The organism is Pararhizobium sp. A13 (assembly GCF_040126305.1).
Taxonomy (GTDB): Bacteria; Pseudomonadota; Alphaproteobacteria; order Rhizobiales; family Rhizobiaceae; genus Pararhizobium.
The window spans coordinates 888,306-914,161 of the sequence record NZ_CP149511.1 but is presented as its reverse complement, the minus strand read 5'-3'; the positions used below and the strand labels follow the sequence as shown (position 1 = coordinate 914,161).

Annotated in this window: 29 protein-coding genes and 1 pseudogene; 14 read left to right on the top strand and 16 right to left on the bottom strand. The window is 57.7% G+C overall.

All coding sequences use genetic code 11. From position 1 onward, the window contains the following. Positions 1–231: 231 nt before the first annotated feature. The 3 genes from WI754_RS25945 to WI754_RS25935 form a co-directional block, all read right to left on the bottom strand. A complete protein-coding gene (locus WI754_RS25945) occupies positions 232–1,137 on the bottom strand; it encodes an adenylate/guanylate cyclase domain-containing protein (protein WP_341486876.1) in 906 nt (301 codons plus the stop codon). Between the two features lie 269 nt (positions 1,138–1,406). Then, entirely contained in the window at positions 1,407–2,336 is a 930-nt protein-coding gene (locus tag WI754_RS25940; RefSeq protein ID WP_341486875.1) for an arginine deiminase-related protein, read from the bottom strand. Between the two features lie 13 nt (positions 2,337–2,349). Continuing rightward, positions 2,350–3,405: an ornithine cyclodeaminase gene (locus WI754_RS25935; protein ID WP_341488009.1), complete on the bottom strand. Its 1,056-nt coding sequence runs from the start codon at positions 3,403–3,405 to the stop codon at positions 2,350–2,352. Positions 3,406–3,552: 147 nt separating this feature from the next. On the opposite strand from WI754_RS25935, the gene WI754_RS25930 reads away from it, so the two are divergent. The 6 genes from WI754_RS25930 (at position 3,553) to WI754_RS25905 (ending at position 6,857) form a co-directional block, all read left to right on the top strand. Then, a complete protein-coding gene (locus tag WI754_RS25930; RefSeq protein ID WP_341486874.1) occupies positions 3,553–3,990 on the top strand; it encodes an Lrp/AsnC family transcriptional regulator in 438 nt (145 codons plus the stop codon). 367 nt (positions 3,991–4,357) lie between these two features. After that, positions 4,358–4,573 (top strand): hypothetical protein, encoded by a 216-nt coding sequence (locus WI754_RS25925; protein ID WP_341488008.1) that lies wholly within the window; start codon positions 4,358–4,360, stop codon positions 4,571–4,573. Positions 4,574–4,579: 6 nt separating this feature from the next. After that, on the top strand, positions 4,580–5,290 hold the full coding sequence (locus tag WI754_RS25920; RefSeq protein ID WP_341486873.1) for a hypothetical protein: 711 nt from the start codon (positions 4,580–4,582) through the stop codon (positions 5,288–5,290). Positions 5,291–5,303: 13 nt separating this feature from the next. Continuing rightward, on the top strand, positions 5,304–6,032 hold the full coding sequence (locus WI754_RS25915) for an SOS response-associated peptidase (protein WP_341486872.1): 729 nt from the start codon (positions 5,304–5,306) through the stop codon (positions 6,030–6,032). A gap of 286 nt (positions 6,033–6,318) precedes the next feature. Then, a complete protein-coding gene (locus WI754_RS25910; protein WP_341486871.1) occupies positions 6,319–6,594 on the top strand; it encodes a hypothetical protein in 276 nt (91 codons plus the stop codon). Further along, positions 6,591–6,857: a hypothetical protein gene (locus tag WI754_RS25905; RefSeq protein WP_341486870.1), complete on the top strand. Its 267-nt coding sequence runs from the start codon at positions 6,591–6,593 to the stop codon at positions 6,855–6,857. Before WI754_RS25910 ends, WI754_RS25905 begins: the two co-directional genes overlap by 4 nt. A 438-nt stretch (positions 6,858–7,295) precedes the next feature. On the opposite strand, the gene WI754_RS25900 is transcribed toward WI754_RS25905, so the two are convergent. Further along, a complete protein-coding gene (locus WI754_RS25900; protein WP_341486869.1) occupies positions 7,296–7,841 on the bottom strand; it encodes a hypothetical protein in 546 nt (181 codons plus the stop codon). Between the two features lie 243 nt (positions 7,842–8,084). On the opposite strand from WI754_RS25900, the gene WI754_RS25895 reads away from it, so the two are divergent. Both WI754_RS25895 and WI754_RS25890 read left to right on the top strand, forming a co-directional pair. Beyond that, positions 8,085–8,825, top strand: coding sequence for a Hint domain-containing protein (locus WI754_RS25895; protein ID WP_349438068.1), 741 nt, complete (start codon positions 8,085–8,087; stop codon positions 8,823–8,825). A 73-nt stretch (positions 8,826–8,898) separates the two neighbouring features. Then, a complete protein-coding gene (locus tag WI754_RS25890) occupies positions 8,899–9,063 on the top strand; it encodes a hypothetical protein (protein ID WP_341486867.1) in 165 nt (54 codons plus the stop codon). A 427-nt stretch (positions 9,064–9,490) separates the two neighbouring features. Here the strand turns inward: WI754_RS25890 and WI754_RS25885 are convergent, their stop codons facing one another. The 10 genes from WI754_RS25885 to WI754_RS25840 form a co-directional block, all read right to left on the bottom strand. Next, entirely contained in the window at positions 9,491–10,480 is a 990-nt protein-coding gene (locus WI754_RS25885; RefSeq protein ID WP_341486866.1) for a GlxA family transcriptional regulator, read from the bottom strand. A gap of 23 nt (positions 10,481–10,503) precedes the next feature. Further along, a complete protein-coding gene (locus WI754_RS25880; RefSeq protein ID WP_341486865.1) occupies positions 10,504–11,502 on the bottom strand; it encodes a 4-hydroxyproline epimerase in 999 nt (332 codons plus the stop codon). Positions 11,503–11,530: 28 nt separating this feature from the next. After that, positions 11,531–12,376 carry an ABC transporter permease subunit gene (locus WI754_RS25875; RefSeq protein ID WP_341486864.1) on the bottom strand — a complete coding sequence of 282 codons (846 nt, stop codon included), beginning with the start codon at positions 12,374–12,376 and terminating at the stop codon, positions 11,531–11,533. After that, complete coding sequence (locus tag WI754_RS25870) at positions 12,376–13,221, bottom strand: ABC transporter permease subunit (protein WP_341486863.1); 846 nt, start codon at positions 13,219–13,221, stop codon at positions 12,376–12,378. The genes WI754_RS25875 and WI754_RS25870 overlap by 1 nt, the downstream gene beginning before the upstream one ends. Positions 13,222–13,234: 13 nt before the next feature. Further along, the gene (locus WI754_RS25865; RefSeq protein ID WP_341486862.1) at positions 13,235–14,326 is read right to left on the bottom strand and encodes a glycine betaine/L-proline ABC transporter ATP-binding protein; all 1,092 of its coding nucleotides are present in this window, start codon (positions 14,324–14,326) and stop codon (positions 13,235–13,237) included. Between the two features lie 93 nt (positions 14,327–14,419). After that, the gene (locus WI754_RS25860; protein WP_341486861.1) at positions 14,420–15,271 is read right to left on the bottom strand and encodes a glycine betaine ABC transporter substrate-binding protein; all 852 of its coding nucleotides are present in this window, start codon (positions 15,269–15,271) and stop codon (positions 14,420–14,422) included. 78 nt (positions 15,272–15,349) lie between these two features. Further along, positions 15,350–16,696, bottom strand: a complete 1,347-nt coding sequence (locus WI754_RS25855) for an FAD-binding oxidoreductase (protein WP_341486860.1) — start codon at positions 16,694–16,696, stop codon at positions 15,350–15,352. Continuing rightward, on the bottom strand, positions 16,693–18,210 hold the full coding sequence (locus WI754_RS25850) for an aldehyde dehydrogenase (protein ID WP_341486859.1): 1,518 nt from the start codon (positions 18,208–18,210) through the stop codon (positions 16,693–16,695). Before WI754_RS25850 ends, WI754_RS25855 begins: the two co-directional genes overlap by 4 nt. Further along, complete coding sequence (locus WI754_RS25845; protein ID WP_341486858.1) at positions 18,203–19,114, bottom strand: dihydrodipicolinate synthase family protein; 912 nt, start codon at positions 19,112–19,114, stop codon at positions 18,203–18,205. Before WI754_RS25845 ends, WI754_RS25850 begins: the two co-directional genes overlap by 8 nt. Before the next feature lie 17 nt (positions 19,115–19,131). After that, positions 19,132–19,821: a GntR family transcriptional regulator gene (locus WI754_RS25840; RefSeq protein ID WP_341486857.1), complete on the bottom strand. Its 690-nt coding sequence runs from the start codon at positions 19,819–19,821 to the stop codon at positions 19,132–19,134. 458 nt (positions 19,822–20,279) lie between these two features. Here WI754_RS25840 and WI754_RS25835 point away from each other — a divergent pair, with 458 nt between their 5' ends. Together WI754_RS25835 and WI754_RS25830 are read left to right on the top strand one after the other, a co-directional pair. After that, positions 20,280–20,999: a GntR family transcriptional regulator gene (locus WI754_RS25835; protein ID WP_341486856.1), complete on the top strand. Its 720-nt coding sequence runs from the start codon at positions 20,280–20,282 to the stop codon at positions 20,997–20,999. Positions 21,000–21,307: 308 nt separating this feature from the next. Next, positions 21,308–21,550 (top strand): hypothetical protein, encoded by a 243-nt coding sequence (locus tag WI754_RS25830; protein ID WP_341486855.1) that lies wholly within the window; start codon positions 21,308–21,310, stop codon positions 21,548–21,550. Positions 21,551–21,888: 338 nt separating this feature from the next. Here WI754_RS25830 and WI754_RS25825 read toward each other — a convergent pair whose 3' ends face one another. Beyond that, entirely contained in the window at positions 21,889–22,296 is a 408-nt protein-coding gene (locus tag WI754_RS25825; protein WP_349437950.1) for a hypothetical protein, read from the bottom strand. A gap of 385 nt (positions 22,297–22,681) precedes the next feature. Here WI754_RS25825 and WI754_RS25820 point away from each other — a divergent pair, with 385 nt between their 5' ends. The 4 genes and pseudogenes from WI754_RS25820 to WI754_RS25805 all read left to right on the top strand — a co-directional run bounded on the left by WI754_RS25820 (position 22,682) and on the right by WI754_RS25805 (position 24,986). Then, the gene (locus tag WI754_RS25820; protein WP_341486854.1) at positions 22,682–23,272 is read left to right on the top strand and encodes a TetR/AcrR family transcriptional regulator; all 591 of its coding nucleotides are present in this window, start codon (positions 22,682–22,684) and stop codon (positions 23,270–23,272) included. A 252-nt stretch (positions 23,273–23,524) separates the two neighbouring features. Further along, positions 23,525–24,544: a helix-turn-helix transcriptional regulator gene (locus tag WI754_RS25815; RefSeq protein WP_341486853.1), complete on the top strand. Its 1,020-nt coding sequence runs from the start codon at positions 23,525–23,527 to the stop codon at positions 24,542–24,544. A 29-nt stretch (positions 24,545–24,573) separates the two neighbouring features. Next, positions 24,574–24,738: pseudogene (locus WI754_RS25810) on the top strand (transcriptional regulator); the annotation flags it as partial. Next, on the top strand, positions 24,735–24,986 hold the full coding sequence (locus WI754_RS25805; protein WP_341486852.1) for a hypothetical protein: 252 nt from the start codon (positions 24,735–24,737) through the stop codon (positions 24,984–24,986). The pseudogene WI754_RS25810 and the gene WI754_RS25805, both read left to right, overlap by 4 nt. An 8-nt stretch (positions 24,987–24,994) precedes the next feature. Here the strand turns inward: WI754_RS25805 and WI754_RS25800 are convergent, their stop codons facing one another. Continuing rightward, complete coding sequence (locus tag WI754_RS25800; RefSeq protein WP_341486851.1) at positions 24,995–25,855, bottom strand: Pnap_2097 family protein; 861 nt, start codon at positions 25,853–25,855, stop codon at positions 24,995–24,997. Position 25,856: the final 1 nt, after the last annotated feature.

Below are 25,856 nucleotides of genomic sequence, written 5' to 3'. Positions count from 1 at the left end.
GTGCTGGGAGGCGCCAGGGCATAATAGCTTTCGGCCTCTGCCATATGCCGAGGTCGAGGTTACGCGCGTTGCAAGCCCATCATAACACGAAAAAAGCATCTGCAGGTCGCCCGTTTCGCTAGCCGTATCGACTTCGAGACTTCCGCTGGCATGGCCGATGGGCGCTCAGAGAAAGCCAAAAACGCTGCAAGTTCGGATCAGGGGACTGGCGCGAAGGGGCATATACTCGGCTCAACTGCGCGTTAGCCATCGAACGGCGACAGCCACAGCTATGGCCAGAAGTGGCCATACCGCCCAGAATGTCCCTTGCCACGACAGAAGATTGATTGCGACAATGCCGAGCCCGACGACAGCAAGGCCGGCCAGGCGCTTTTCGATGCGGTTCTGGGTGCGAACCCAGATCATTGCCCACAGGAAGGCAAGGGCAAGAATTGGCCAGGCGGCCCAGAAAACGCCGCTCCAGGACAGGATGTTGATTGCGACCAAAGCCACGGCGGCCACGGCGAATAGACGAGGTGTCCTGCGGGCTCTTGCACCTGGCTGCTGGCCAGACGTCGCAGGGGCGGCCTCCAGACGGTGTGCTGCTGCCGGCGGCGGCGGTGGCCCGCCTGTTCCGTCGCCGATGCGCACGGCATAACTCGGCACAGTGTCCGCGACGTTCTTCACCGTCAACGGTCCAAGGAATTCGAATCCGACGGCCACCTTGTTGCGGACCTGATCGTAGACGGTATTCGATATAACAATCCCGCCAGCGGCGGCCGAAGCTTGCAGTCGCGCCGCAATATTGACGCCGTCACCATAGAGATCGTCACCTTCGACGATCACATCGCCGAGATTGATGCCGATCCGAAACAGCATGCGCCCATCCGCCGGCCGCGCAGCGTTCATACCGGCCAGCTCGTTTTGAACGTCCACTGCCGCACGCACCGCCTCGACCACGCTCGGGAACTCGGCGATCAACCCGTCGCCCCACGTATTGATCACCCGCCCGCCATGCGACCCGATGAGGCGCGACATCGCGTCCCGATACCGCTTCAGCATGGCCAATGTGCCTTCCTCGTCCGCGCCCATCAAGCGCGTGTAATCCTGCACATCAGCGGAAAAGATCGTCGTCAGCTTGCGTCGCGTATCGCTCATCATGTCTCGCTGCGCTTTGTGTCGTCAACCAGCGAAACTAGCCTGATTGCATCCGAATGAATATTCGAGATTGCATGAAACAAATGAACGCCGTCGTTTTTTTCATATTTCTGACAGCCGGCTTGTAGGCTCAAGGCGGACGGTCGGAAATCGGTTCGGCTCTGATCGAAGCGGACGTTGGTGCCCTGAGCGCTTGAGTGGACGGTCTCCTCGTTCACGCCGTCGAAACGGCTGCCGCATTGTTGGTGGCACGTCTGCCTGCGCGGCCATCAGCGTGGCGTCAGATGGATGCCGGCGAGCGTGCAGCGGACCGATCCGCCGGCGCGCTCGATCGTGGGAATATCGAGCGCGACTGGCGTCGCACTTTCCTCGATCGTCGCGATCTGCTCCCTGCTGAGCGCGGCGAGGGCGGTCGTCGACAGGGCAAGAATACGGCCGTCCTTTCCCTGGAGTTCGAGAGCGTTGCCAGCGAAGGAGGCGATCTGATCGTTCGTGAGCGCGATGACGCGGCGGCCGGAGCGCTCGAGCCTTAAGACGATTTCCTGCCTCCTTGTGGGATCCGTCATCATGTCGAGGCCGATCATGGCAAAGTCGGTTGCCACGCACATCAGGACATTGGTGTGATAGATGGCAACACCGTTCCCGTCGCGGGCGTCGAACACCATCGGCTCGAAGTTGAAATGGGTCGAGAAGCGTTCCAGTGCGATCGGGTCGGTGCGGTCGGAGCGAACAGCATAAGCCACACGGTCGATATGATCGAGAACCATGGCGCCGGTGCCCTCGAGAAACAGCCCATCAGGCTCGAGGCCCGAGTAGTCGATCACCTCTTGCACCCGATAATGGCTCTTCAGCATTTCGATGACGTCGCTACGCCGCTCGCGCCGGCGACTGACGGCCTTCATCGGATAGATCGCCACATGACCGCCAGCGTGGGTGGAGAACCAGTTGTTGGGGAAGACCGAATCCGGTGTCTCGGTATCGGTGTCCTCGAAGAGATGCACGTTCACGCCGTGGCTTCTGAGTGTATCAGCCGCCCTGGCGATTTCGTCATAGGCGGCCAATGAAAGGTCTTCCTTCGTATCCGGGCTGGACTGGAACAGGTTGTCGATGGCCGTCTCGGTATTCACCGTAAAGTGGTGAGGCCGGACCATGACGACTGCAGAGGGTGCCTGGATGGAGTATGGGAAATGTCTTGGCATCGTTGTGCTCCTCCTAGGCCTGCTTCGCCCGCTGCAGCATACCAAACAGATCGCGTGGATCGTCGGGATCGGCGATGATGTCGAGTTCCTGGTAAAGTCCGGTTCCCTTGAGTTTGTCGCGGACGTACCGAAGGGCGGAAAAATCCTCGATCGCAAAGCCGACGCTGTCGAAGAGGGTGATCTGCCTGGCATCGCGGCGGCCTGGGGCCTGACCGGTAATGACCCGCCAGAATTCGGTGACGGGATAGTCCGGATCCATCTGCTGAATCTCGCCCTCGATGCGGGTCTGGGGCGGATATTCGACAAAAGTGTCAGCGCGCAGCAGGATATCGCGATGCAGTTCTGTCTTGCCGGGGCAGTCACCGCCGATGGCATTGATGTGGACGCCGGCGCCAACCATGTTGTCGCTCAGGATCGTGGCATACTGCTTGTCCGCAGTGCAGGTGGTGATGATCTCGGCGCCTTCGATCGCCGATTGGGACGAGGTACAGGTGGTCACCGTCAAGCCCGAGCCGGAGAGGTTGCGAACCATTTTGGACGTCGCCAGCGGATCGATGTCGTACAGCCGGAGGTGGTCGATGCCGCACACAGCTTTCATGGCGAGCGCCTGAAACTCCGCCTGCGCGCCATTGCCGATCATAGCCATCGTGCGGGCATCCTTCGGCGCGAGGTGCCGTGCAGCCATTGCCGAGGTGGCGGCAGTCCGAAGCGCTGTCAGCAGTGTCATTTCCGTCAAAAGTACCGGATAGCCGGTTGATACTTCCGCCAGAAGGCCAAAAGCGGTGACCGTCTGCAGGCCTTGCGCCATGTTTTTCGGGTGGCCGTTCACATATTTGAAGCTGTAGATCTCGCCATCCGACGTCGGCATCAATTCGATCACGCCTTCGCGGGAATGGGAGGCCACCCGCGGCGTCTTGTCGAACAGCTCCCAGCGGCGGAAATCGGCCTCGATAACGTCGGTGAGTTCGGTCAGCATGGTTTCGATGCCAATGCGATGCACGAGGCGCATCATGTTCTCGACGCTGACGAATGGTACGAGCGCTTTTTCCGAGGGAAGGGGTGACGGCATCATTGGGTTCCTCCTGCATAGGCTTGATCAGGAAATGCTAGCGATCGGACGTGTTGGCCGAAAGGTCAAATCTGTGCTAAATCCGGCATAAGATTGCGCAATATGATCAGATCATTTGTACGAAATTATCACCTCGGAGGAGATGACATGGAGATCGCGAAATACTCGCCTGACCATCTGGATCGCCGCATCATCGCCCATCTTCGAGCCGACGGACGCGCCTCGCTGACGAAGCTCTCCGATGCACTCGGCGTTGCGCGCGGTACTGTGCAAAACCGGCTCGATCGCCTGATCGAGACAGGTACGTTGCTCGGTTTTACCGTGCGGGTGAGGGAGGATTACGACGTCAATGCGGTGCATGCGGTAATGATGATCGAGGTCGTCGGTAAATCGACGACGCAGGTCATCCGCAAGCTGCGCGGTCTGACGGAAATCTCTGCTTTGCACACGACCAACGGCAACTGGGATCTTGTCGCCAATATTCGGGCGGCGAGCCTTGCGGATTTCGACCGGGTTCTGCGTGAAGTGCGCGTGATCGACGGCGTCGCGAACAGCGAAACCAGCCTCCTTCTCAGCAGCGTTTGATACCGATCAACGGGCGTCACCGCGCGGCGCGATTACGGTGCAGCGGCCGATCTTGTTGCGAGGTCGTGAACTCAAGCCCGGGGGGAGCGATCGGTATGGCAGTCAGTATCCTGCCCGGGCCATGAACGCATTTCGGTACTTTTGTTCTTGAGAACCGTTCGAGTCAGAGACAATTCGCTACCGGGGAGCTTCCCGATCGGATCGAGCGGGGAGACGAGGGGGATTGCGCGATTTGATGTAGCTTCGGGGTTGACTCCAGCCTAAGCGAGAACATAATGGGAACATCTTTGGTGATGCGGCCGCCAATCTGAACATCTGTCCACCGGATATCCACTGTCTTTGACACTGGAAAGGAGAAGCCGTGCCTATGATCAGCGCTACTGTGCATGACGCTCAATTCTTAGAGCCGGCCGATGAGATCGCCGCGGCGCTGGCGTTTCACGAAGGCGATGTTCGCGCCACGATCGGCACGCTTCTCAAAGACTGCCGTCATCTGCGCGAGCAGCTTGCCCTAACCCAGAGTGCAATGAGCATCGGCTTTACCCGTGGTTGGACACCAAGTCTTGATCGGGACGTCGAGTAAACATCCATGTACGAGATACCGCCATCTGAGGCGATCCGTCAGGCTGTCGGCATTCATTTCAACCTTCTGAGCCGTCAGACCCGGCGTGACTATGCTGGCTTTGCTGTCGGCAAGCGGCGCAAGCTCGAGATCATGCCGTTTGTCGCGCGGGAGATGGCAATAAGGATCTTGCAGCAGGTCGTCCTCGAAGATGCCGGCAAAGCCGTGGAAGCGGCCACAGTCGCAAAGCGGATTGAGGCTTTGCTTCTTGCCTTCCCCGAAGCCGAAGCTTTCCGCATCGCCAGTGACGATACCAATGAGGCTGAAGCCGCGCGCCATAAATTGACGCAACAGATTACGCTGGACCTGCTGCAGTCCTTTACCGCGGTTGAAATCGAACGCGAGCCGCAGTGCACGGCATCTCTTTCGAACGGATGGAAGATGTGGGATGTCATCCCGGCCGGCGAGCAGCCGTCCTATAGATGGCACCGCACATGGTCGGGAAAAGCGGATGATGATTTCATCGGCTTCGACAAGGAGTTGCCGATCGGCCGCATCTTTCGCATCGATAATATCCAGCAGAATGACAAATGGTTCTGGTTGCTCGGTTATCCGGGCTCGAGAATGCGGCGGGAATGTCCGGCCAGCGGGTGGGAAGAAACGATGCGCCAGGCGGCGTGTCGCGTCGAACGGTGCTATAAAGCCGTGACCGACCTAAACCGCGCCAAGTCGGCATAAATGGGAGAAAGCCATGTGCGGTCGCGTCTACATCAAAAGCACGCTTGAAGGCCTGATGCGGGCGTTTTCCTTCGCCCGCAGCGAGGGCGTCGAAGGTCTCGCCAATCAGTTCCCGCGCTACAACGGCGCCCCCACGCAAACCTATCCGATCATCATCAGGGACGTAATTCGCGATCCCGACCTGTTTGGGCCGGTGTTCGTTTCGGCCCGATGGGGTCTGATCCCGCGGTGGGCGAAGGATGCCAAGGGCGGTGGCCGGCCACCGCCGATCAACGTCCGATGCGAAACCATCTCGACGAACGGCCTGTTCAAGGCGGCCTATCGCTCACGCCGCTGCCTGGTGCCAATCGATGGTTTCTTCGAATGGAAGGACATCTATGGCACCGGCAAGAACAAGCAGCCCTACGCGATCGCCCTGAAGTCGGGTGCGCCCTTTGCGCTGGCCGGCATCTGGGAATATTGGCGCGACCCGCAGACGGGAGAAGACATTCGGTCGTTTGCCATCATCACCTGCGAGCCCAACGAGATGATGGCGACCATCCATGATCGCATGCCGGTGCTGCTCCACCCGGAAGGCTATGAGCACTGGATTTCGAGTGACGAGGATCCCCACGACCTGATGAAACCGTTTCCGCCCGAGCTAATGACCATGTGGAAGATCGGCAGAAACGTGGGATCGCCCAAAAACGACAGCCCAGACATCATCGAAGAGATCGATCCGGAAGAGCCCGAGCTGCTTTAGGAATAGCGAAATGCGCGACGACCGAACCGCCACCATGCCAGCCGCGCCCGTCCAATTCGAGCACTGGTGCGACTATCCCGGCTGCATTAAATGGGGGTCGTTTGGGAAGGAGCGCGTCCGGGGAATAACGGAATGGCGCTGCGGGGAGCACCTGGCCGCTGACTATTGGGACGGAAGGTCGAACCCGCGGAACTAGCCGCGAGGTCGGCCCGACCTATCTTGTCCGACTTGTCTTCCAAGGAACAATTTAGGCTCTCCTCATGTTTCATTGCGAAAGGAGGGTACAATGAAAATCGAGGCAGCAAAACATCCGGTTAGCCACGCAGATCGTCAACTTGCCTGCCAGGAGGCCGTTGAAGGCGCCATGCAGCAGGTCGTCGCAGACGCGAACACGAAGGGCTGGGGCACGATCGAGACGATCAACGCTATGGAGGCGGTGCTGAAGGACTTACGGATCGCCTACGCGGAAGACCCCGACCCTGCCGACGAAATGGAAGAACTTGATCCCGCCCCCTCCGGCGACCCTGACCCGTCCAACGACTGGCCGGCGGCAGCGCCATGACCCACTATGCTTGGACGATCAAAGCCAGAGGAAGGGAGGATATCCGGAGAGTCACCACGCTGGGGGAGATGCAAGACGTGCTGCGGATTCTAAGCATGCCTGGTCAGGCGCCACCCGACTGGATCATTGCCGGCGCGGAAGGCAACGAGATCGCAGGCCACGGCCGCTACACGCACAACGAGGGCGGCAAAGACGCATGGACCCTGATCTGGACGAAGATGGATGTCTCGCCGAAACGAAAGGGTTTAGCCCACTTCAAATGACCTCGGGCTGGCGGCTACGTCGTCACCAGACTGCGAGTCCCTATGGTGTTGAAAATCGGGCAGCCCTTGAAGTCGACGGCGCCGACCATCGAAGGGCCCATCCGGATTGATGATCTCGTTGTATGCCATGTTAGGCCAGCGTGCACCTTTTGGATGGCCCGGACACCAACGAGCACCTTTCTCCTACACGGCAGGCGTAGAGTGGCGTGCATGACGTCAAACGTCGTTCGCTCGCGAACCGTCATCATGATGATAGCTCTTGATATTGTGCATATATTTCAACTTGCTAAAATACAATCGCCGGTCAGAGCCGCAACCTCCTTTCGATCGGCTGGAGGTTTTTGTCGAGCCCCTCACAGAGCCTCTACAAGTCGCCGCCATCATCGCTGGAAGAGGCGACAAGAGGCCCGGGCTGTCACCGCGGCGCGGGCCTCGCCTCTATCGCAGAACAATCAGCGCAGAATTCATTTGTTCAGGCGAGATGTCAATCGGAGCAGTCAGATGCCTTTCACAACGTTGACGGCGCCGGCAATCCTCTGCGCAGCCATATTGGTCGGCTTCACCGTCAAGAGCGATGCTCACCAGGCCAGCAGCGGTTGGGTCTACCCGCCCGCATGCTGCAAAGCCAGTGACGCGGGTGGACATTGCGAAGCGATACCGAGCTCTGACGTAACCCGTGCCACGCACGGATTTTCCGTTTTCATTCATCCTGGAGACCATCATCTCGCGACCAGATACCACGCATTTTTTGTCCCCTATGGAGACGAGATTCCCTCCGGCGATGAAAACTATCACATTTGTCTTTATCCAACCGAAGACCATATGAATTGCTTCTTCGCCCCACCTGATGCTGTTTGATCCGACGCGATGATGATCGGAGGGGATCAGCACAGGGTAGTCACCAGCTGAGAAGGAAGCGCTGATCGTGTCCGCTTGCCTCCTGGCACCTCCCCAGGCGCGTAGCGAGGTACGGTCTACTTCCATTGGTAGAAGCCCTCCATCAAAGGAATGCGTCATTCCGCAGGCTGCGCGCCCCAGCTATCCGCGAGAGTTACCGAGCTTGCACGAAAAGGGCGATATCCTGACAGTCGCACCTGATGCAAAATCGAGGCCCTGCGTGTTCACCGGCGCAAAACCGATGAGGAGAGGACGATGCCAGGCAACGAACCAAATCTGCACAATCGCGCGCGGCGGCATTTTGTCGGGCTGGTTGGTGCGGCGGCGGCAATGTTTCCGTTGGTCGCCCAGGCCAAGGGAAAGAAGTGGTGGAAACATGACGGCAAGCCCGGAGGCAACTCCGGGGGGCATGGCCAGTCCGGGGGTAGCCCGATGTGCTTTCTGCGAGGCACATCCATCAAGACTCCGACGGGCGAGGTCTGCATTGAGGATCTTCGGCCCGGCGATCTCGTTGAGACGGTACGCGGCGAAGCCAGGGCGGTCAAATGGATCGGCCACAGTGTCTACAAACGCGGCGGCCAGGCGTGGAACAGCGTGATACCGATCCGGGTTGCACAACACGCGCTCGATGAGCGGACCCCCCACAGGGACCTCTATATCTCGCCCGGTCACGCTCTTTTCATCGGCGGCGTTCTCATCAGGGCAAAGGATCTGGTCAATGGAATTTCGATCGCGCATGTCCTTCCGGCAGACACCGAGACGATCGAATATTTCCACATCGTACTTGATAGCCACGATGTGATTCTGGCCGAAGGCGCTCCCGCCGAAACATTCTTGCTCCAGGACCGCAACCACGAGGATTTCACGAACTTCGCTGAATTTGCGCGTCTCTATCCCTTTGCTTCGCATACGGCGATGACGCCTTGCGCGCCAATCGTGAGCCTGGACTCTGGCCGGGAGCATTTGAAGGCGCTGCTACCCTCTCCGCTACGTCGCGCTTTTCAGATGCGCGAACCAGTTCGTGACACCTTCGAGCGAATTGCGACACGGGCCGGGCAACTGGTTAGCTGAAAACTGGCGATTTAGGTACGGAATTCTTAATCGGATCTTATATTCAAAAGCGTAGTTAACAGGAGTTCTTTCGATGCTGTGGAAGACATTATATCTTGCATTCGGCTTTGCTATGGCCGTCGGCGTCACCGTGATGCTAACCAATACCCGCCATGAGGACGCAAGTCTGGTTAAGACAGATCGCCTGAACATCACGCCAGCAACTGGTGGCTTCGATATGGAAAGGTTTGCCGGTTAAAATCGGGATTCCAAGGTGACCGAAATACACTAAACCGGAGATGCCGGCGCTTCGCTGCGACGTGGACGAAGGTATGCAAGACGAAGAGCTGTAGGGTCGATGTTGTTCCCCTTCCAGCAAAGGCATTGATCTTCAGGGACTGCCCTTCAGGAATGCATCCACGGCAGCGGCTTGTTCCTCGGTGCGTCTGAATTTCAACCTCTTCTTGGCCGCCGACTTGATATGAACGGGTTATCCGGGTTGGGCTTCGATTTTGAGGGAGTGTCGCAAAAAAACGGCCGGTCCGGCGAAGAGGCGCTTTCTTAAGAGCCGTATCGAGGAGTGCACGGAGCTGAGCTCGCGTTCCTCTGCCGGAAGACATAACAAATCTGACTGAGGGAATAACGTGCGTCCTCGATCAGGGTCCTCTAAAAGCAGCAAATTCGATTCAATTCAATTCGGCGGCGCGAAGTTTCGTGGGGCTTTGTCCGAATGTTTGCGAAAAGGCCCGAGAGAAGTGCGACGCATTCTCGAAGCCAACTTCGAGGGCAATTTCAATCAACGATGATTTGGTTCTGATGAGCAGTTGCTTTGCCCGCTCCATCCGCACACGTCGATAAACCAGAGCAGGAGAGCTTTTGGTTTCACCCATGAAGAGGCGCTCGAGTTGTCTCCTGGAAAGACCAACCGATGCCGCGAGCTCGTGGATAGGAACAGTTCCCTCGATATGCTGCTCCATCATGATCAGCACGGCTCTAATTCTGGGATCCTTGCATTCGATCGATAGGGGCTTGCGAGTTTGAATCGCGAGGGCGGTGCGCGCCTTTTCTATATGCAGAACCTCAAGAGCATTCCGCTCGGCCTCCTTGCTGATGTGACGTCGCACGATCGAAGCCGCCATGTCCGCAGCGCTGCTTCCCCCCGCGCACGAACCTCTTGTTCTGTCGAGATTGAATATCCTGTCAGACCGAACTTGATGGTCGGGGAAGCGCTCGCGAAACGCGTTGTAATGAAGCCAGCTAACGCATGTCCGGTGCTCCCGCATGAGACCGATTTCGGCAAGGATGAAAGAGCCGGTGCATACCCCGATCAGCTTTACGTTTTTTGAGGCTGCCTTCTTTAAGAAGGTTGCTGTGTCGAGATCGATCGAAAACTCGTTGTTCAGCAGGCCGCCGACCACCACAATGTAGTGAAACTGGCTCGGGTCGACAAAATCCGACGTCGGTGCGACTTTGACACCGCAGCTCGATGTTATGAGATGCCGCGTACTGCCGAGCACCTCCCAATCGGCGAGAACGCGGCCCGACCTGTCGAATTCGTCACTGGCAAGGCGCAGCGTGTCTACAAACAGTGCAAACGCAGAGAGAGTGAAGGATTTCGCGAGAACAAAGCCAATTTTCAGCCGCTCGACAGGGGTGCTGGCATCCGGGGATTTCATTTTATCTCCTCTACGGGTTCCGCTTATTTGATCTGGAAACCATGCGCCAATGGGTCTCGGTCATCTACAAAGATGGTGTTGTGGCCAATGATCCGGGCCCAGCCGCCGACACTTGGCTTGATACCTCGGAATTGACCAACGTCGAGCTCTTCCTCAACACGCCCTTCGAACACCGTGCCGATCAGGCTTTCCTGACGGAAGGATTCGCCGAGTTGCAATCGACCCTTGCCGTGGAGCTGGGCCATCCGGGCAGACGTGCCTGTTCCACCCGGCGATCGATCGATCGCCTTGTCGCCATAGAAGACGGCTCCACGCCCGTCAGCCTTGTCGCTGGTGGGTTTGTCACACCAGAGAGCATGATGAACGCCCCGAATCCTGCTGTCGTCCGGGTGCTCTGGAGCACAGACATCGGCCAGGGCGTCTCGCAGTTTTACGCTGAGGTCTACAATGTCGCCGGCTGACAGGCCGTCCAGTCCTGACCACGAATCCTGCGGCTCGACCACAGCGTAATAGTTTCCGCCATAGGAAATATCGACAATGAGACGTCCCACACCCGCGACGTCGACCGCGACGTCTGCCGCATGCAGATAGCTGGGAACGTTGAACATCGTTACGGATTCCACGAACTCGCCTGGCTTCTCGTACTTGATATCCACGCGACCTGCCGGGGTCTCGATTGAAAGCTGCCCGTCGACCCTTGGAGTAATGAGGCCCTCCTCTATGCCGGCGGTCACGAGACCGATGGTGCCCGCGCCACACATTGGCAGACATCCGCTGACTTCGATGAAAATGACCGCGAAGTCACAGTCGTCGCGATAGGCCGGATAGATGATCGCGCCCGACATGATGTCATGGCCACGCGGCTCGAACATCAGCGCCTGGCGCACCCAGTCGTGGTCACGGACGAACAGCTCCCGGCGCTCGGCGATCGGAAGATGCGGCAGGAGAGGGCCGCCGCCGGCGACAAGCCGAACCGGATTGCCGCAGGTGTGGGCATCGATGCAGAAGAAGCTGCGCCGCATGATGGATCCTTTCGAGTCTCGTCAGTTGCTAGGCGCGTGCCCTACGACCTTGCAGCGCACCGCGCGACAGTCTGTCGAGGAAAATCGCGACCGCCACGATGGCAAGCCCGGCCCGAAGGCCCAGGCCCATTTCCATTCGTGTCAGCCCGCGCGTCACCTCGGCACCTAGTCCACCTGCTCCAACAAGCCCTGCGAGAACGACGATGGCCAACGAGAGGAGGATGCATTGATTCAGTCCCACGAGCAGTGTCGGAGTGGCCGCCGGGATTTCGATCTTGAAGAGGATCGAGCGCGGCGAAGCGCCGGTTGCTTGTCCGAGTTCCAACAGGTCCTTCGGAACCTGGTTGAACGCCAAAGTTGTCAGGCGCAGCATTGGCGGTATGCCATAGACGATCGTGGCGATGATCGCCGGGACCCGCCCGAGGCTGAAGATCATCACGGCCGGGATGAGATAGACCCACGGGGGAACCGTCTGCATGATGTCCAGCACGGGACGGATCGCCGCCTCGAACTTCCGATACCGGGATGCCAAGATGCCGAGCGGAAACGCAATCAGCACCGAAATGCACACGGACACTGTCACCAGCGCAAGCGTTTGCATCGATGCTTCCCAAAGACCCGCCAGGAAACAGAATGCCAGTGCTATCCCACTGGTGACCGCGACGCGGATATTCACGAAGATTGCAGCGAAGGCGACGATGACAATGATGACTGCGTAATAGGGCAGATAAAGCAGCGCAGATTCAATGCCTCCCAGGACTGCCTCGATCACCCTTGTCACGATGTCGAAGAAGGGATGAAAATTCGCGTTCAGCCAGTCGACGACAGGGGCGAGGTATGCGCCCGGAGAAAACCGAATGGATTCCAGGTTCATCATTTGCCTCCATTGGTGCTGCGTGCTGCACTTTGCGTCAGTCGATCGATCACCATGGTGAGGATCACAATCGCGATGGCGGCGTTGATCGAGGTTGCGATGTCGAGTGTTCTGACCGCACTGTAGATCGTTTCGCCCAAGCCGCCGGAACCGACGATGCCGGCAATTACCACCATGCCGAACGCCATCATCAGGCTCTGGTTGATCCCGGCCATGACACTCGGAATAGCGAAGGGCAGCCTGATCTTGGAAAACATCTGCCACGGCGTCAGGCCGCTTGCCTGGCCCAGTTCGATGAACTCGTGCGGGGTCCTGCGAATGCCGAGAGAAGTCAATCTGATCGCCGGAGGCATCGCGACGATGACAGTCGCCATCAGGGCAGTGGCAGGTCCGTATCCCATCAGTGCGATCGCCGGCAGAAGGTAAATGTACGGCGGCAGGGTCTGGATGAGATCGAGCACCGGTTCGACGATCCTGTCGAACGTCTTGACGAACCCGGCCACGACGCCGAGCGGGATACCGATGACAAGCGCCAGGACAGTAGCCGTGATGACCAGGGCCAGCGTGCTCATGGTCTCCGCCCACAGGCCCATCACAGCGCAGCCGATCAGAGCCAATCCGATCAGTAATCCAGCCGTGATGTTGATCAGGCGCCATCCCAGTGCCGCCGCGATGATCGCGACCACATAAAAGGGCGGGAGCTGCACCAGCCAGAGGACCCCCTCGTAGGTGCCTTCCAGTACTGCCCTAATGCTGTCGAACAGCCATGAGGCATTGTCACTGATCCAGTTGAGCGCATCGTCGATCTTTTCATCGAAGCTGTCCGTTATGACTGACGTGTCCATGACATTCCCCGATCTATGCCGCTGCTGGCACGTTGCCTGGATTTCCGGCCACGCCACACAGCAGTCCGCGCGTGGTGACGACACCGACGACCTTGCCGTCTTCAACGACGGCAACCGCATCCCGGTTGGACTGCATGGTCAGGTCGATGAGTTCGCCGATGTCGGCCTCAGGTGTGGTGCGCAGCAACGAACCCACGTCGACACCAGGTTGACTGCTCGCGTATTCGGCGACCGCCATCATGACGGAGTGCGCCTTGACGAGGTGAATTCTGGAGATGCCGGCCACGAATTCGGCGACATAGGCGTCGGCGGGCTTTGTTACGATCTCCTCGGCATTGCCGACCTGGACGATGACACCGTCTTTCATGATGGCGATGCGGTCACCGATCCGGATGGCTTCCTCGAGATCGTGGGTGATAAACACGGCAGATTTCCCAAGCGACTTGGTGAGCTGCCGGAATTCGTCTTGGAGTTGGCGGCGGATCAAGGGATCGAGCGCACTGAACGGCTCGTCCATCAGGATGATCTCGGGATCGGCGGCGATGGCGCGCGCCAGACCGACGCGCTGTTGCATGCCGCCCGACAATTCTGCCGGATATCGTCCGGTCCAGTCGGAGAGGCCGACCTTATCCAGCGCCGCACGGGCCGTCTTGTATCGCTCGTCCTTAGGAACGCCTCGGACCTCAAGACCGAAGGCGGCGTTTTCCAGCACGGTACGATGAGGCAGAAGCGCAACGCTTTGGAACACCATTCCGATGTTCCGGGCTCGTATGTCCCGCAATTGGGCGGCATTCAAAGACGAGATATCCCTGCCTTTGACGAAGATCTTGCCAAGGCTCGGTTCGATCAACCTGTTGAGAAGGCGGATGAGGGTCGACTTTCCGCTGCCGGAAAGTCCCATGATGCAGAAAATCTCTCCGCGGCGGACCTGCAGGCTGGCGTCGGACACGCCGACCACACAGTCAAAGTCCGTGAGCACCTGTTTCTTCGACAAGCCATTTGCCTTTACCGCCGCAACCGCCGCGTTCGCGCGGGCTCCGAAAATTTTCCAAACGGACTGGCAGTCGATCAAAACATCGTTGGCATTGTTCATCTTACTGTTCATAGCGTTCCCCGCGAACCAGTTTGATACCGGCGTTCTTTTCGTGGAAATTCGGGCCCGGGCCGCCGAATTCCTCAGCGGCCCGACCGTCATGCGTTACTCCGATTTGATATTTTCCCAACGCTTCAGAAGATCGGCATGGCTGTCGGTCCAGTCCTTGACCGCCTCGTCCATCGTCTTGCCGTCGTTGACCGCGCTGTTGATCGCAGTGATGTCGGCAAGCGGGACGTACACGCTGGCAATGACCTCACGGGCGTGAGGATTTTCGGCCGAGAAGCCCTTCTGGCCGATCCAGTAGTAGCTCTGCGGTGGCGGGAATACGCCTTTCGGATCAGCCAGGAACTTCACGTCGTACTTCTGCATCATCCAGGACGGCTCCCAGATCGTCACGGCAATCCATTCCTTGCGGTCGGTTGCCGACTTGAGTGCGGCGGTCATTGCCGCGGTGCTGCCTTCGACGAGCTGGAGCTTGAGGCCATATTCCTTTACGGAATTGCTTGTGTCGCGCATCAGGCCCGAGCCCGGTTCGATGCCGACGATCTTGCCGCTGAACTTGTCGGCGTTATCGTTCAACTGGTCCATCGAGTCGATGGTCACGTATTTAGGTACCGCGACGCCCTGGAACAGGCCATGCGAAACCGGCGAGATTTTCTCGAGGCGTTTCTTGTTCTTCTCCCAGTAATCCTGCGCGACATAGTCCGTCTGCGAGGCGAGGATCTGTATGTCACCCTTGCTGAGGGCAGCGTAAGCGATGCCCCATTCGGAGAACGGCACCACCTTCACAGTGTACCCAGAATCCTCCAGAACCTTTTTTGTGATGCCGGTGATCGGGGTCAGATCTTCCCACGACATCGTCCCGATGGTGATGGACTTCTCTTCCGCATGCGCAGACATCATGGTCATTCCGACCATTGCCGCAGCACATAGCGCTTTCCACAGAGTCTTCATTTTTTGCTCCTAGTTTTTCGTTCCCATCTTCACAAAGGCCACTTTTTGAGACGACCTTCATCATTGCGAGGCGAGGGATCATCCCTCGCGGCCTGCACGCAATTCCTGCCATTTGATAACGGCGTTGACGCCGAGCCAGGCGAAAGGCTCCGGCGGAATCCTGCTCGGACTCGGATTGGACTTGAATTCCTCGAGATGCCTCGACGTGTTCCCAGTGGCGAGTTCGGCTGCCAACATTCCAGCCAATGTGCTTTTGACCGTGCCGAGGCCGTTCTCGCAGCAAGCCGAGAACAATCCCTCTTCAATCTCACCGAAGGCAGGGACATGGTTCAGGCTCAGGCAAACACGGCCGGCCCAACAATGTTCGAAGGGTATATCCTTCAACCCCGGGAACCGTTTTTCCAGCGACGCACGATGTACCTTCGCCATTCTCAGGAGACGCTGTTCCGTCAGCTTTACGGTCGTGTCGTATGTCCACTTGGTTCGCAGAGCGATTCGTGACTTGCCATTCGCCGTGATCTTCCGGACTGTCGCACCCATGGGATCCGCTGGAAGGAGAGCCCATCGGTCACGCCCACTGGCTTCTCGCCCGAAATCTTCCGCAGGGAACGGAGCGGTCATCGAGGCATATCCGAAGAAGTGCATGAGGCGACCGTTGAAATGACCGAAGTCGTTGATATGGCCGTTGACGCCCAATATGACCTTTGGCGCAGACACGTTCCCGCGCGGTGACGCTGCCGTCCACGCACCGTTCTCTCGCTTTAAAGACGTGACGGGAGTCCGTTCGAAGATGTCGACATTCCGCGAGAGCCCGGCTGCAAACTCTCGAACGTAGTCAGCAGGCTGAATGAGCACTGCGCCTGGCGTGTAGATGCCACCGAGATAGAAATCGGTCCCGGTGATTTCACGCATTTGCGAGGCATCCAGGAAGGTATGCTTCTCACCGGCGCTCCTCAGGGACTCGCCAAAACTCGTGTTCAGCTTCATGCCGCGCGAGGTAGCGGCCGCATTGATCTTTCCGGATGGATCGAACGTCTCGCGGGACATTCCGTATTCCGCGGCGGCGTGCGTCGCAAAAGCGATCGCAGAGCGGTTCTGGGCCATTTCGATACGTGTGTCGTCGACACTGCCGCTCGAATACTCGCCGGACGAGAGATTGTGCGGGACGTCGATCATGAAACCGGAGTTTCTTCCCGACGCCCCCTTTCCAACCTCGCTCGCGTCCAGGATGACGATCTTGTCGTCCGGACGGAGCTCCAGCAGACGGCGGGCAGCGGAAAGGCCCGCAAAGCCCGCACCTATGATCAGCCAGTCCGCGGTTACATTGCCGTCGAGGCACCTGACTGGGAACGAACGCTTACTGATCGCCTCCCAGCCCGAGACGCCATTTTCAACAGGCAACCGCTTGACCGACTGAGTGATCATCGGATCGTCTCGTCCACAGAGCGCTCGGAGATATCGATCCAGATCGTCTTCAGCTCGCAATAATTGTCGTGCGCGAAGATCGACTTGTCGCGGCCTCCGAAGCCAGACTCCTTGTAGCCACCGAACGGGGTCGATGCATCGCCTTCACCAAAGCAATTCACCGTGACAAGACCAGCTCGAATATCGCGCGACAGCCTGATCGCCTTGCGCAAGCTTCCGGTATAAACCGAAGCAGTGAGGCCATAGTTCGTGTCATTGGCCAGCGCCACGGCTTCAGACAGCGTCTCGAAGGTGGTGACGGACAAGATCGGGCCGAAAATCTCCTCCTTGAACAGGCGGCTTTCAGGCGTGACACCATCCACAACTGTTGGCTCAATATAGATGCCCTTCAGGGTCTCGCCGCCATGGGCGACCGCGAGCTTCTCCGTTTTCACATCATCGAGGAACGACTTCACCTTTTCGAAGTGGTTCTTGCTTACGAGAGCGCCGATGCGGTTTTCCGGGTCGAGCGGGTCCCCAGTCTTCCATTCGCGCAGGTAGGCACCGATCCGCTCGAGCAACTCATCCTTGATCTTGCTGTCGACGATAAGGCGTGATGTTGCCGAGCAATTCTCGCCCATGTTCCAGAACGCACCGTTGACGACCTGCTCGGCGACTAGGTCGAGGTCTTCCGCGTCGTCGAGAACAACCGCGGGGTTCTTGCCGCCGCATTCGAGGACAACCTTCTTGAGATTGGAATCCGCCGAGTAGTGGAGGAAGCGGCGTCCGGTCGGCGTCGAACCGGTGAAGGCCACCATGTCGACGTCCATGTGCAAGCCAATCGGTTCGCCCACGTCCTTGCCGCTGCCGGTGACGACGTTGAAGACGCCCGCAGGAATCCCCGCTTCGAGGGCCAGTTCGGCCACACGAAGCGTCGTCAGGGTGGTTTCCTGAGCGGGCTTTACGACCACGGAGCATCCGGAGGCGAGCGCCGGACCGATTTTCCAAGCCAACATCAGGAGAGGAAAGTTCCAGGGAAGCACGCAACCGACAACCCCGATTGGCTCGCGAACGACCATCGCCAGCGCGTTTGGCCCTACAGGATTTGTGTTGTCGTACAGTTTGTCGATGACTTCGGCATGCCAGCGGATGGTATGGATTGTATCCGGTACATCGACAGTCTGGCATTCCCGGACCGGCTTGCCGCTATCGAGGCTTTCCATAACGGCCAACTCATGACGGTTTTCCTGCATCAGCTTGGCAAGTTTCAACAGCGCAGTCTTCCGGTCGCCGGGAGATTGAAGACGCCAACGACCATCATCGAATGCCTGCTTCGCCTTGGCGACCGCGTCGTCCACGTCACTGGTGTCACAGGCGGCTATCTCCGCCAAAGTCTCTCCGGTCGCGGGGTTTGTCGATTTAAAGGTCTTTCCAGAGTTTGCCGGACGGAATGCACCGTCGATAAAGGCGTTAGTCGGCAACTGAAGGTTAGCGGCGATCGCTTTGTATTCGGCGGCGGTCAGAGGTTCATGCATGGTTAGCTCCCGACGTGATCTGGGCGACCGTGCGCTTCAAAGTAGCGACGACGGTCTCAAGGGTTCTTTTCTCTTCGGAGTTAAGCGGCCGCAGCGGCGCTCGCACGGAGCCGGCCTTCAAGCCGATCAATTCGCAACCATGCTTGATGGACTGAACGAATTTCCCGCATTCGAGAAAGTCCATGAGCGGCAGCATCGCGGTCATGATCGCGCGGCCCTTGTCGAAATTCTTCTCAAGAACGCAGGCTTCGTAAAGTGCAACGTGCTCGCGCGGCACGAAGTTGGAGCCGGCGCAGACCCAGCTTTTTGCGCCCCAGGCGAAGAACTCGAGCGCCTGATCGTCCCAACCGCAGGAAAGGCCGATATGCGGGAATTTTCTGGCAAGCAGGTGAAGGTTGGCCATGTCGCCGGAGCTTTCCTTAATCGCCACGACGTTCTTGGATTTGCCTACGCGGGAGAAATACTCGTCTCGCATCGTGACGCCCATGCGGGCCGGATAGTTGTAGAGCATGATCGGCATATTGGCCGCGCGATCGATCGTGAGAGCATGAACGGCGTTCTCACGCTCCGTTGGCAGAGCGTATGGAGGTGAAGAAACCAAAATCGCGTCTGCACCGATCTCCTTCGCGGCGGTGGCGTAGGCAACGGAGTCCTCTGTCCTGACCGCGCCAGTACCGACAATGAGTTGTGCTCTTGACCCGATCACGTCCTTTGCGTAGGCGGCTAGATCGTAGCGTTCCTGTGCGCTCTGGGCATAGTATTCGCCAGTCGAACCGCCAACGACGATGCCGTGAACCTTGGCCTCAATGAGGGACTCGAGAATGGCCGCAAATCCTTCGCGGTCGATCTGCCCATCCGGGCTGAGCGGCGTTACCGCCGGGGTGTAAATACCTTCGAATTTCATGACGACTTCTCCATCGATTACTTCGGCGTTTCGACCAACGCGTCCGCCTTGAGTGCTTGCGGGGCGATGAACATCTCCATGTTCTCGCGCGATAATTCCCAGTGTTCGAACACGAGGTCGACGACAGCATCCTCGTCGCGAGCGTCGATCGCCGCGATGAAGCCGTCATGGTGTTCGACTGCGGTTTGAAGCCGCTTGCGCATGTCTTCGTTGCGTGGCCGGAAGAACGTGTGGCCGATGCGAGCATGATCGATCAGCAGCCTGCCAAGGCTCGGCTGAAGGTAGTCATTGCCGGACATCTCGCCGATGATCTCGTGAAACCGATTGTTCGCGAGTGTCATGGAAAGGGCATCATTCGAGGCACTTGCGTCGCGAAACCGTTCCTGTGTGATCTGTAGATCGGAAAACTGCTTGGGCTTGAAGTTCCGGACCGCTAGGCGTCCGATCGCCGCGTAGATCATTGGCGCGACTAGGAAGAAGTGGCGCAGAGTCGAATGGTTCATCGAAATGACCCGAGCGCCTCTGTTCGCACGAATATCCACATAGCCTTCGCCCTCCAGTCGGCGAAAGACTTCTCGGACTGGCGTACGCGACACGCCGTACTTTTCGCTCAGGGCTGCTTCGTCCAAATCCTCATCAGGATCGAGCTCCATCGTCAGAATCTGGCGCTTGAGATCGTCGTAGAGTTCGCTCTTGCCACCCTTCATCCGAAATCCCCGAGGTCGATTTTGCGGCTCGCAAAAGCGCAGCCGGTTCATGAGCGCGAAATTCGCACGAGCATGTTTCAGAGTCAATAGAATTGTGTTTTTAAAGTACACAATAATAGCACTTAAAAAATACAAACGCTTTGAGGCGCTCCTGAACCGTTCGTGGTGGCGCGATTGTATAGTCTTGCATCATCGAGAAGGGACCGACGCGTTATCGGATGTCTGAACGCCTTTGGATTGGCGTGTCCTCTGCGAACGATCTTTAGTGCATCGTTGACCGCTGATGTTTGGCGCATTGCTATTGATGTACGGGGCCGTTATGGCACTCAGGATATTCGGTATTTTCTCTGTGCAAATATTGTGTACCAATACTGCAATTGAGACGGCCCGAAGTCGTGATGGAATCCCAAGCGGTCACGCCTAGGGAAGTGAAAGCCAGGAATTGATGAGGAATCGAAATGAAGGCCGGCAAGAACAGTCTCTACGACGATCTCAAGCGCCAGATTCTGACAATGGAACTCGATCCCGATGAAGATTTGGATGAAGTCAGCATCAGCGAGCGATATGGTTTGTCGCGTACGCCTGTGAGGGACGTTTTTCGTCGTCTCGCGGGTGAAGGGTACATTGACATCCGAGAAAATAGGGGCGCGCGCGTTATTCCTCTGAACCATTCGACGCTACGCCACTTCTTCCTGGTCGCGCCAATGATCTACGCGGCGATCGGACGGCTGGCGGTTCAGAACTTCAAGCCTAAGCAACTGTCTGAGTTGAGCGATACGCAGGAAAGGTTTCGCACTGCAAGCCAGAGCGGTGACACACTTGAGATGGTCCTGGAGAACAACAGATTCCACGAGATCATGGGCGAGATGTCCGGCAATGTTTACTTGCAACCCAGCTTGGGACGCCTACTCGTGGACCATGCCCGTATAGGGCACACCTTCTTTCATCCGCGCAATGATGACATGAGGCAGCGCCTTAAATTGGCGGTGGAACACCATGACGGCTTTATCGCAGCCATAAAGGCGCACGACGAACATACTGTTGTCGATCTGGTCTTTAAGCATTGGGAACTGTCGCGCGAAAACATGGAAATGTATGTCGTTCCCGTCGATATGAAGGCAGATACGCCTGTCGAAACTCCCACCCCGTCTGAAGAGAAACGCGGCGAGCAAGTCTGAGCCATACTTGGGCCGGAAGAACCGAGTTCCCCAGGGGGCTGGCTCCATGCGATAGGACCAAAAGTTTCCGGAATGATCCGATCAGTCTGGCAGATCACTTATACGACGCGCTGCCGGTCACGATGATCTTCTGCGGCGAGGTACGATTCTAGCCCCGCCACACCAGATTGACGTCAATCGGATCGGTTCCAGCGATGCCAAGTCAGGCCCATATGTTGTGACCCTGCAAAGGAGCTACTTCATAGTGTAGACTACCAACAGTCAGCCCATATACATGCCTTCAATCTGTCGTTTAGGAGAAAGTGAATATGATCAATATTGCATCCCCCAAGCGTCCGATCGGTCATCCCGAGAGAGCCCTCGATTGCGAGGAGGCCCTCTCACCAGCAATTGCTCAGCTGGCGGAGGACGACACACTCGGCGAAGAAGAAATCGAAGCCAAGCTCGTTGAGGCCGGCCTTGAGGTAGGTTGGGAAGAAGGCGAACTGCGGACAGCCATCGCTGACCTTCGTCGTAACGCGGCGCTCGGATTGCAGGGGTTGTCGGAGTAGGTGTCGTCAGCGACGCAGCCGGGCCTCTGTTCGCCTATCGACACCATCCCTACTCGATCAGCAACTACCCGCGCTTTTTGCCGCGTCGAGCGTATCGATTCAAGGACTGCGATCATAAGACGGCGGCCGAATTCGTCGCGGAGGGCATGTCGAAGCTGTCCCAGCCTATATCCGGGATCTGGGTAACGGCGCGCGGGTGAAGCTTACACGTTTTGGCCCGGGCGAGACTTTCCACCGCTTCCTCCGGCCGTCGTGGACCGAGCTGCCGCAAAGAACCGCGCGTCATTGTGCTGGCGATAATTGGATCCCTAGGGCAACGGAGCCGCTCCGCCATATACTCAATTGTGGCCAACAACGGATCGATCTACCAACGTCAGTTCGCCAGAGTGACCGCGAGTATTGGCCGAGGCAATCTTCGTCTCCTCGAGCCAGCGGATAATCGCTTCGAAGCCGGGCTGCGCGACCCGTTTTGCGACACGAAGGCTTTCACTGTCGAGATCGCAAGCAACTGCAATTTCCTTCCAGTCGAGCTTGCCAGCGTTCTGTGGCGGTCTCGCTCGGCGCGCAACGAAGCCAAGCATGTAACTGCGGAGATTTTCGTGGTCGTGGCTCGAAAGCGCGCAGGCGAGACGCATATCGCAAAAGGATGAAATTTTCTGGCTAAAGACGGATGAAGAGGCGGGGAGGCGGGGCATGTCATTCACAACTCGAATTAGATTGCGCAGCCGGCAAGGTGCCGGGGGCATGGCCAGCTATTTGAATTGCATTAATGAAAGGTTGCGTTCGGTGCTATTGCGTTGATCTCTCTATTCACCGACCCGATTTCCGGGCCCAGTCGCGGGACAGTCCACAATTTACGATTTCAGCAGCAGCGATAAAAGCGACCTGTTTGCAATGTATGAGAGCACGAAGACATTGGGGGATCAATCCTTTAATCTCATTGGCACCATGCTGTTGACTGGCAAAGTGGGTCCAACGGCGTCGGGATCGAATGGCTTTTGGATCCAGCCACCGGGATCGGTCTGCCAAACCGGTGGCGTTCTCAATAAAATTCTGGACCTTTTGGTTCGGAATTGCTAAGCGATAAAGGACCGATCGGTCCTTAATTGCTCCTCAGCATAGGATTTTGCAATGGCCCGCCCGCAGGAGTTCAATACCGCCGACGCGCTAAACAAGGCCATGCAGGTATTCTGGAACAAGGGTTTTGAGGCAGCCAGCCTCGTGGACCTGCTCAACGCGACCGGACTGAGCAAAAGCAGCCTTTACGGCACTTTCGGCGACAAGAGGGAGTTGTTTCTGGCCGCTTACGATTCCTATAGGGCGGCGCGAGCACGTGAGATGGATGCCATACTCAATGAGGGGTCGGCGCGGCAAGCACTTGAGACCTTCTTTTGCAAGATCATCGCCGATGCGAGAGCGGTTGAGTTTTCACATGGCTGCATGAGTACCAACCAGGCGGTTGAAATGGCCCCTCACGATCCGCAGGTGCGTGATCGAGTAGAAGCGGATTTTCAGCTCATCGAAGACGCTTTCGCCCGCACTGTCGAGCGGGGTCAAGCCGACGGTTCGGTCAAGAATGGCAGGTCGGCTCGCGAAATCGCACGCCTTCTCGTCGTCGCCTTCCCCGGCTTCCAGGTCATGGTGCGGGCAGGCGCCGGCAAGGCGCGTCTTGAAACTGCGCTGGATATGCTGCTCTCCAATCTCGACGCACGCAACGACTGAGAGCAAAAAATCTTAGTAGTTATAGAGCGATCAGTTCGTAATTTGGGAGAACGATAATGACTACGAATGCGATCACCGGCTCATGGCGCGGCGCAATTCACTTCAGCTTGGTGTCCGGGTCCCCTGGTGGTCGGCATGCACGAGCACAGAAACGACGAGATCTTGATTTATATGTGGCGCGGTTCGATGGTGCATGAGGATGAGCCTTCATCGACTACCGCATGGTTTCATTCGCCGTGATTGAGTTTGTGCATGTCAGAAAACGCTCCACCCGATCTTGTGTCGCGCCTCCAGGGTTCAACCTTTGAGCATATGGTCGAGACTTTTTCCGGGACCTTCGGTCCCTTTGATGCGTCGCCCATTGGTCGGGGGCGAACATTCGATTGGAAGGCCGATTTCTGGTCCGATGGCATCTTGTCGCTGATCACCGGCCAGTACCACTTCGAGTGGAGCGTCAGAGCGGTACCGGAAACGCAGGAGTGGCTTTCAATCCCCATGCCACTTGCCGGCGCCATCGATGTGGCGCTTGGTCGAAGCGTCGTCGAAGGTATGCCTGGGCAGATGCTGCTGGTAAACAATCACGAAGCAGAGCGCTTTTTCGTGCGAGGGGAACCCCACCAGTCCCATGTGCTGCGTCTGAGCTGGGCAGCAATTGCGCAGAAGGTTGCCGCAATATTGGACACGCCGCTGAACCGAGCACTTGAATTGTCGCCGGTCGTGGATCTTTCCACATCATCCGGCCGGGTCATCGGCAGTCTGGCCCAGACGATCATTCTCGGCCTACGTGACGCCGGACCGTTGCGTCATTCCCCAATAGCCATGTCGAACCTGACCGAAGCGCTTGCCGACATGATCGTGCGATCAATCCCTCATCGGTTGTCACATCTCTTGGACAAGAAAATCCACATGATCGCGCCACGGCATGTGCGCAGCGCCATCGAATTCATGCACGCAAACATCGACCGGCCGTTTACGATGCAGAAGGTTGCCGAGACGGTGGGTGTTTCCATTCGCTCTCTCGAAGAAGGCTTTCGTACCTTCAAGGCAACCACGCCGGCAACTTTCCTGCGGACCATGCGTTTGCGAGCGGTTCGAGAGGATCTGCTGGATCCTTCAAACCGGCAATCGTTGCGAGACATATGCCTGAAATGGGGTTTCTTCCATTTCAGCCGTTTTTCCGCGATCTATAGGATGACCTACGGAGAGAACCCATCGGACACGAGGAAACGCGTGTCCTGTGACGTTACCCTGTATCGCGGCGACGCTGATTAGCCGGCCGAGCATAAACCAAACAGGCCCCTGAGCTCGAATCCGGCAAGCCGAGCTGTCAGCTCCAGAAGGCCCTCACCGTCGCCCGAACAGTTGGCTTTGAACTCGGCGACCTCAAGTCTGCAGCACCATCATCACCGATGCCCCCGGAGGAGGACGAACTCGGCTTCCTGCCGACCTTCGGTGACAAGCCATGACATCCATCTATTACGAGACCTTGCTCGTCGCGCATCTGACCTTCGTGGAGGAATGGCGTCTCAACTGCGATCCGTCATGGGAAGCGCGAAGCTCAGCCTTCCCCGTGTCGCTCACCATGCCGCTTCGATCGGGACCGGTGCGCGGAAAGACTCTTGCCCTGGCGCGCCAACCTGCTGACGACGCGGGAAAACTCGCGCTGCTTCTTTTCGGGGAGGGGGCAAGGCTCGACTTCGTGGACAATCGATAGGCGAAAGGTCATGCGCCGTCTGCACATGTATTGAACATTCTGGCGATCACTTTCCCATCTTCGCGTCTTAGTTGCCCATAGACAGTTTTTGGGTCGCTATAACAATCAATAAGGTCGAAGAGAACGCTTTCATTTTTCTCGATATTACCGAGGAAGAAAACCTCCCTTCGACTGACTGGGCCTTTGGAGGGAAACCAATTCTCCAAGGCGCGATCGGCGAGTGCCTGAAACTCGGCAAAGTAGAATAATCCTGCGCCGTTGAACTCCTGCGAGATGCTAGGGTTGAACCTGAACGTTCGGAGTGCTTTTTCAGCAAGGACAGGAATCCCAAAATGTGTCCTTAGCCGGCCATTTCGAATGTCCGCGGCATTCTTCGCCAGAGCGCTCCACTCGAACCGCTGTCCCTGTGGCTCGGGCAATGTCACACGTGCGATGGAGTGATTGTTGCCTTTGATTGCTCTGTGAACGAAAGTTGAGATCAATTCGACCGTGCCGATGCGCCTGCCATCAACAGACAACTCGTGTCGGGTCGATGTCTGGGTCCGCGAGACTGCGGAAAGTTTCGAATGAATGGACAGAATGTCGTTCGCCCGCGCGACGTTGAAGCGTGCAGCCGTCAGTGACGTTGCACAGATCGCGGCATAGGCTTCTTCTCCATCGGCGGTTCTGAAATCAGCGGTGTCCAAGCCGAGATGACGCGCAAGCATCAGCCAGTGGCGATGGCCGAGTTCCTTCATCAGCCAGGTTTCCGACAGCCCCGAGCTGTTCAAATGGGGCATGCCGAGAAGGATATGCGGATCAACGGCTCGCTCCACGAGGTCGCGTACGGAAGGTCCGGGTGTTGGGAAATCGAGAAGGGCTGCGCTCATG

Bases quoted from the DNA above. Each gene is read 5' to 3' on its own strand.
- WI754_RS25945 (WP_341486876.1), bottom strand. From the start codon at position 1,137: ATGAGCGATACGCGACGCAAGCTGACGACGATCTTTTCCGCTGATGTG.
- WI754_RS25940 (WP_341486875.1), bottom strand. From the start codon at position 2,336: ATGCCAAGACATTTCCCATACTCCATCCAGGCACCCTCTGCAGTCGTC.
- WI754_RS25935 (WP_341488009.1), bottom strand. From the start codon at position 3,405: ATGCCGTCACCCCTTCCCTCGGAAAAAGCGCTCGTACCATTCGTCAGC.
- WI754_RS25930 (WP_341486874.1), top strand. From the start codon at position 3,553: ATGGAGATCGCGAAATACTCGCCTGACCATCTGGATCGCCGCATCATC.
- WI754_RS25925 (WP_341488008.1), top strand. From the start codon at position 4,358: ATGATCAGCGCTACTGTGCATGACGCTCAATTCTTAGAGCCGGCCGAT.
- WI754_RS25920 (WP_341486873.1), top strand. From the start codon at position 4,580: ATGTACGAGATACCGCCATCTGAGGCGATCCGTCAGGCTGTCGGCATT.
- WI754_RS25915 (WP_341486872.1), top strand. From the start codon at position 5,304: ATGTGCGGTCGCGTCTACATCAAAAGCACGCTTGAAGGCCTGATGCGG.
- WI754_RS25910 (WP_341486871.1), top strand. From the start codon at position 6,319: ATGAAAATCGAGGCAGCAAAACATCCGGTTAGCCACGCAGATCGTCAA.
- WI754_RS25905 (WP_341486870.1), top strand. From the start codon at position 6,591: ATGACCCACTATGCTTGGACGATCAAAGCCAGAGGAAGGGAGGATATC.
- WI754_RS25900 (WP_341486869.1), bottom strand. From the start codon at position 7,841: ATGGAAGTAGACCGTACCTCGCTACGCGCCTGGGGAGGTGCCAGGAGG.
- WI754_RS25895 (WP_349438068.1), top strand. From the start codon at position 8,085: ATGTTTCCGTTGGTCGCCCAGGCCAAGGGAAAGAAGTGGTGGAAACAT.
- WI754_RS25890 (WP_341486867.1), top strand. From the start codon at position 8,899: ATGCTGTGGAAGACATTATATCTTGCATTCGGCTTTGCTATGGCCGTC.
- WI754_RS25885 (WP_341486866.1), bottom strand. From the start codon at position 10,480: ATGAAATCCCCGGATGCCAGCACCCCTGTCGAGCGGCTGAAAATTGGC.
- WI754_RS25880 (WP_341486865.1), bottom strand. From the start codon at position 11,502: ATGCGGCGCAGCTTCTTCTGCATCGATGCCCACACCTGCGGCAATCCG.
- WI754_RS25875 (WP_341486864.1), bottom strand. From the start codon at position 12,376: ATGAACCTGGAATCCATTCGGTTTTCTCCGGGCGCATACCTCGCCCCT.
- WI754_RS25870 (WP_341486863.1), bottom strand. From the start codon at position 13,221: ATGGACACGTCAGTCATAACGGACAGCTTCGATGAAAAGATCGACGAT.
- WI754_RS25865 (WP_341486862.1), bottom strand. From the start codon at position 14,326: ATGAACAGTAAGATGAACAATGCCAACGATGTTTTGATCGACTGCCAG.
- WI754_RS25860 (WP_341486861.1), bottom strand. From the start codon at position 15,271: ATGAAGACTCTGTGGAAAGCGCTATGTGCTGCGGCAATGGTCGGAATG.
- WI754_RS25855 (WP_341486860.1), bottom strand. From the start codon at position 16,696: ATGATCACTCAGTCGGTCAAGCGGTTGCCTGTTGAAAATGGCGTCTCG.
- WI754_RS25850 (WP_341486859.1), bottom strand. From the start codon at position 18,210: ATGCATGAACCTCTGACCGCCGCCGAATACAAAGCGATCGCCGCTAAC.
- WI754_RS25845 (WP_341486858.1), bottom strand. From the start codon at position 19,114: ATGAAATTCGAAGGTATTTACACCCCGGCGGTAACGCCGCTCAGCCCG.
- WI754_RS25840 (WP_341486857.1), bottom strand. From the start codon at position 19,821: ATGAAGGGTGGCAAGAGCGAACTCTACGACGATCTCAAGCGCCAGATT.
- WI754_RS25835 (WP_341486856.1), top strand. From the start codon at position 20,280: ATGAAGGCCGGCAAGAACAGTCTCTACGACGATCTCAAGCGCCAGATT.
- WI754_RS25830 (WP_341486855.1), top strand. From the start codon at position 21,308: ATGATCAATATTGCATCCCCCAAGCGTCCGATCGGTCATCCCGAGAGA.
- WI754_RS25825 (WP_349437950.1), bottom strand. From the start codon at position 22,296: ATGCCCCCGGCACCTTGCCGGCTGCGCAATCTAATTCGAGTTGTGAAT.
- WI754_RS25820 (WP_341486854.1), top strand. From the start codon at position 22,682: ATGGCCCGCCCGCAGGAGTTCAATACCGCCGACGCGCTAAACAAGGCC.
- WI754_RS25815 (WP_341486853.1), top strand. From the start codon at position 23,525: ATGTCAGAAAACGCTCCACCCGATCTTGTGTCGCGCCTCCAGGGTTCA.
- WI754_RS25805 (WP_341486852.1), top strand. From the start codon at position 24,735: ATGACATCCATCTATTACGAGACCTTGCTCGTCGCGCATCTGACCTTC.
- WI754_RS25800 (WP_341486851.1), bottom strand. From the start codon at position 25,855: ATGAGCGCAGCCCTTCTCGATTTCCCAACACCCGGACCTTCCGTACGC.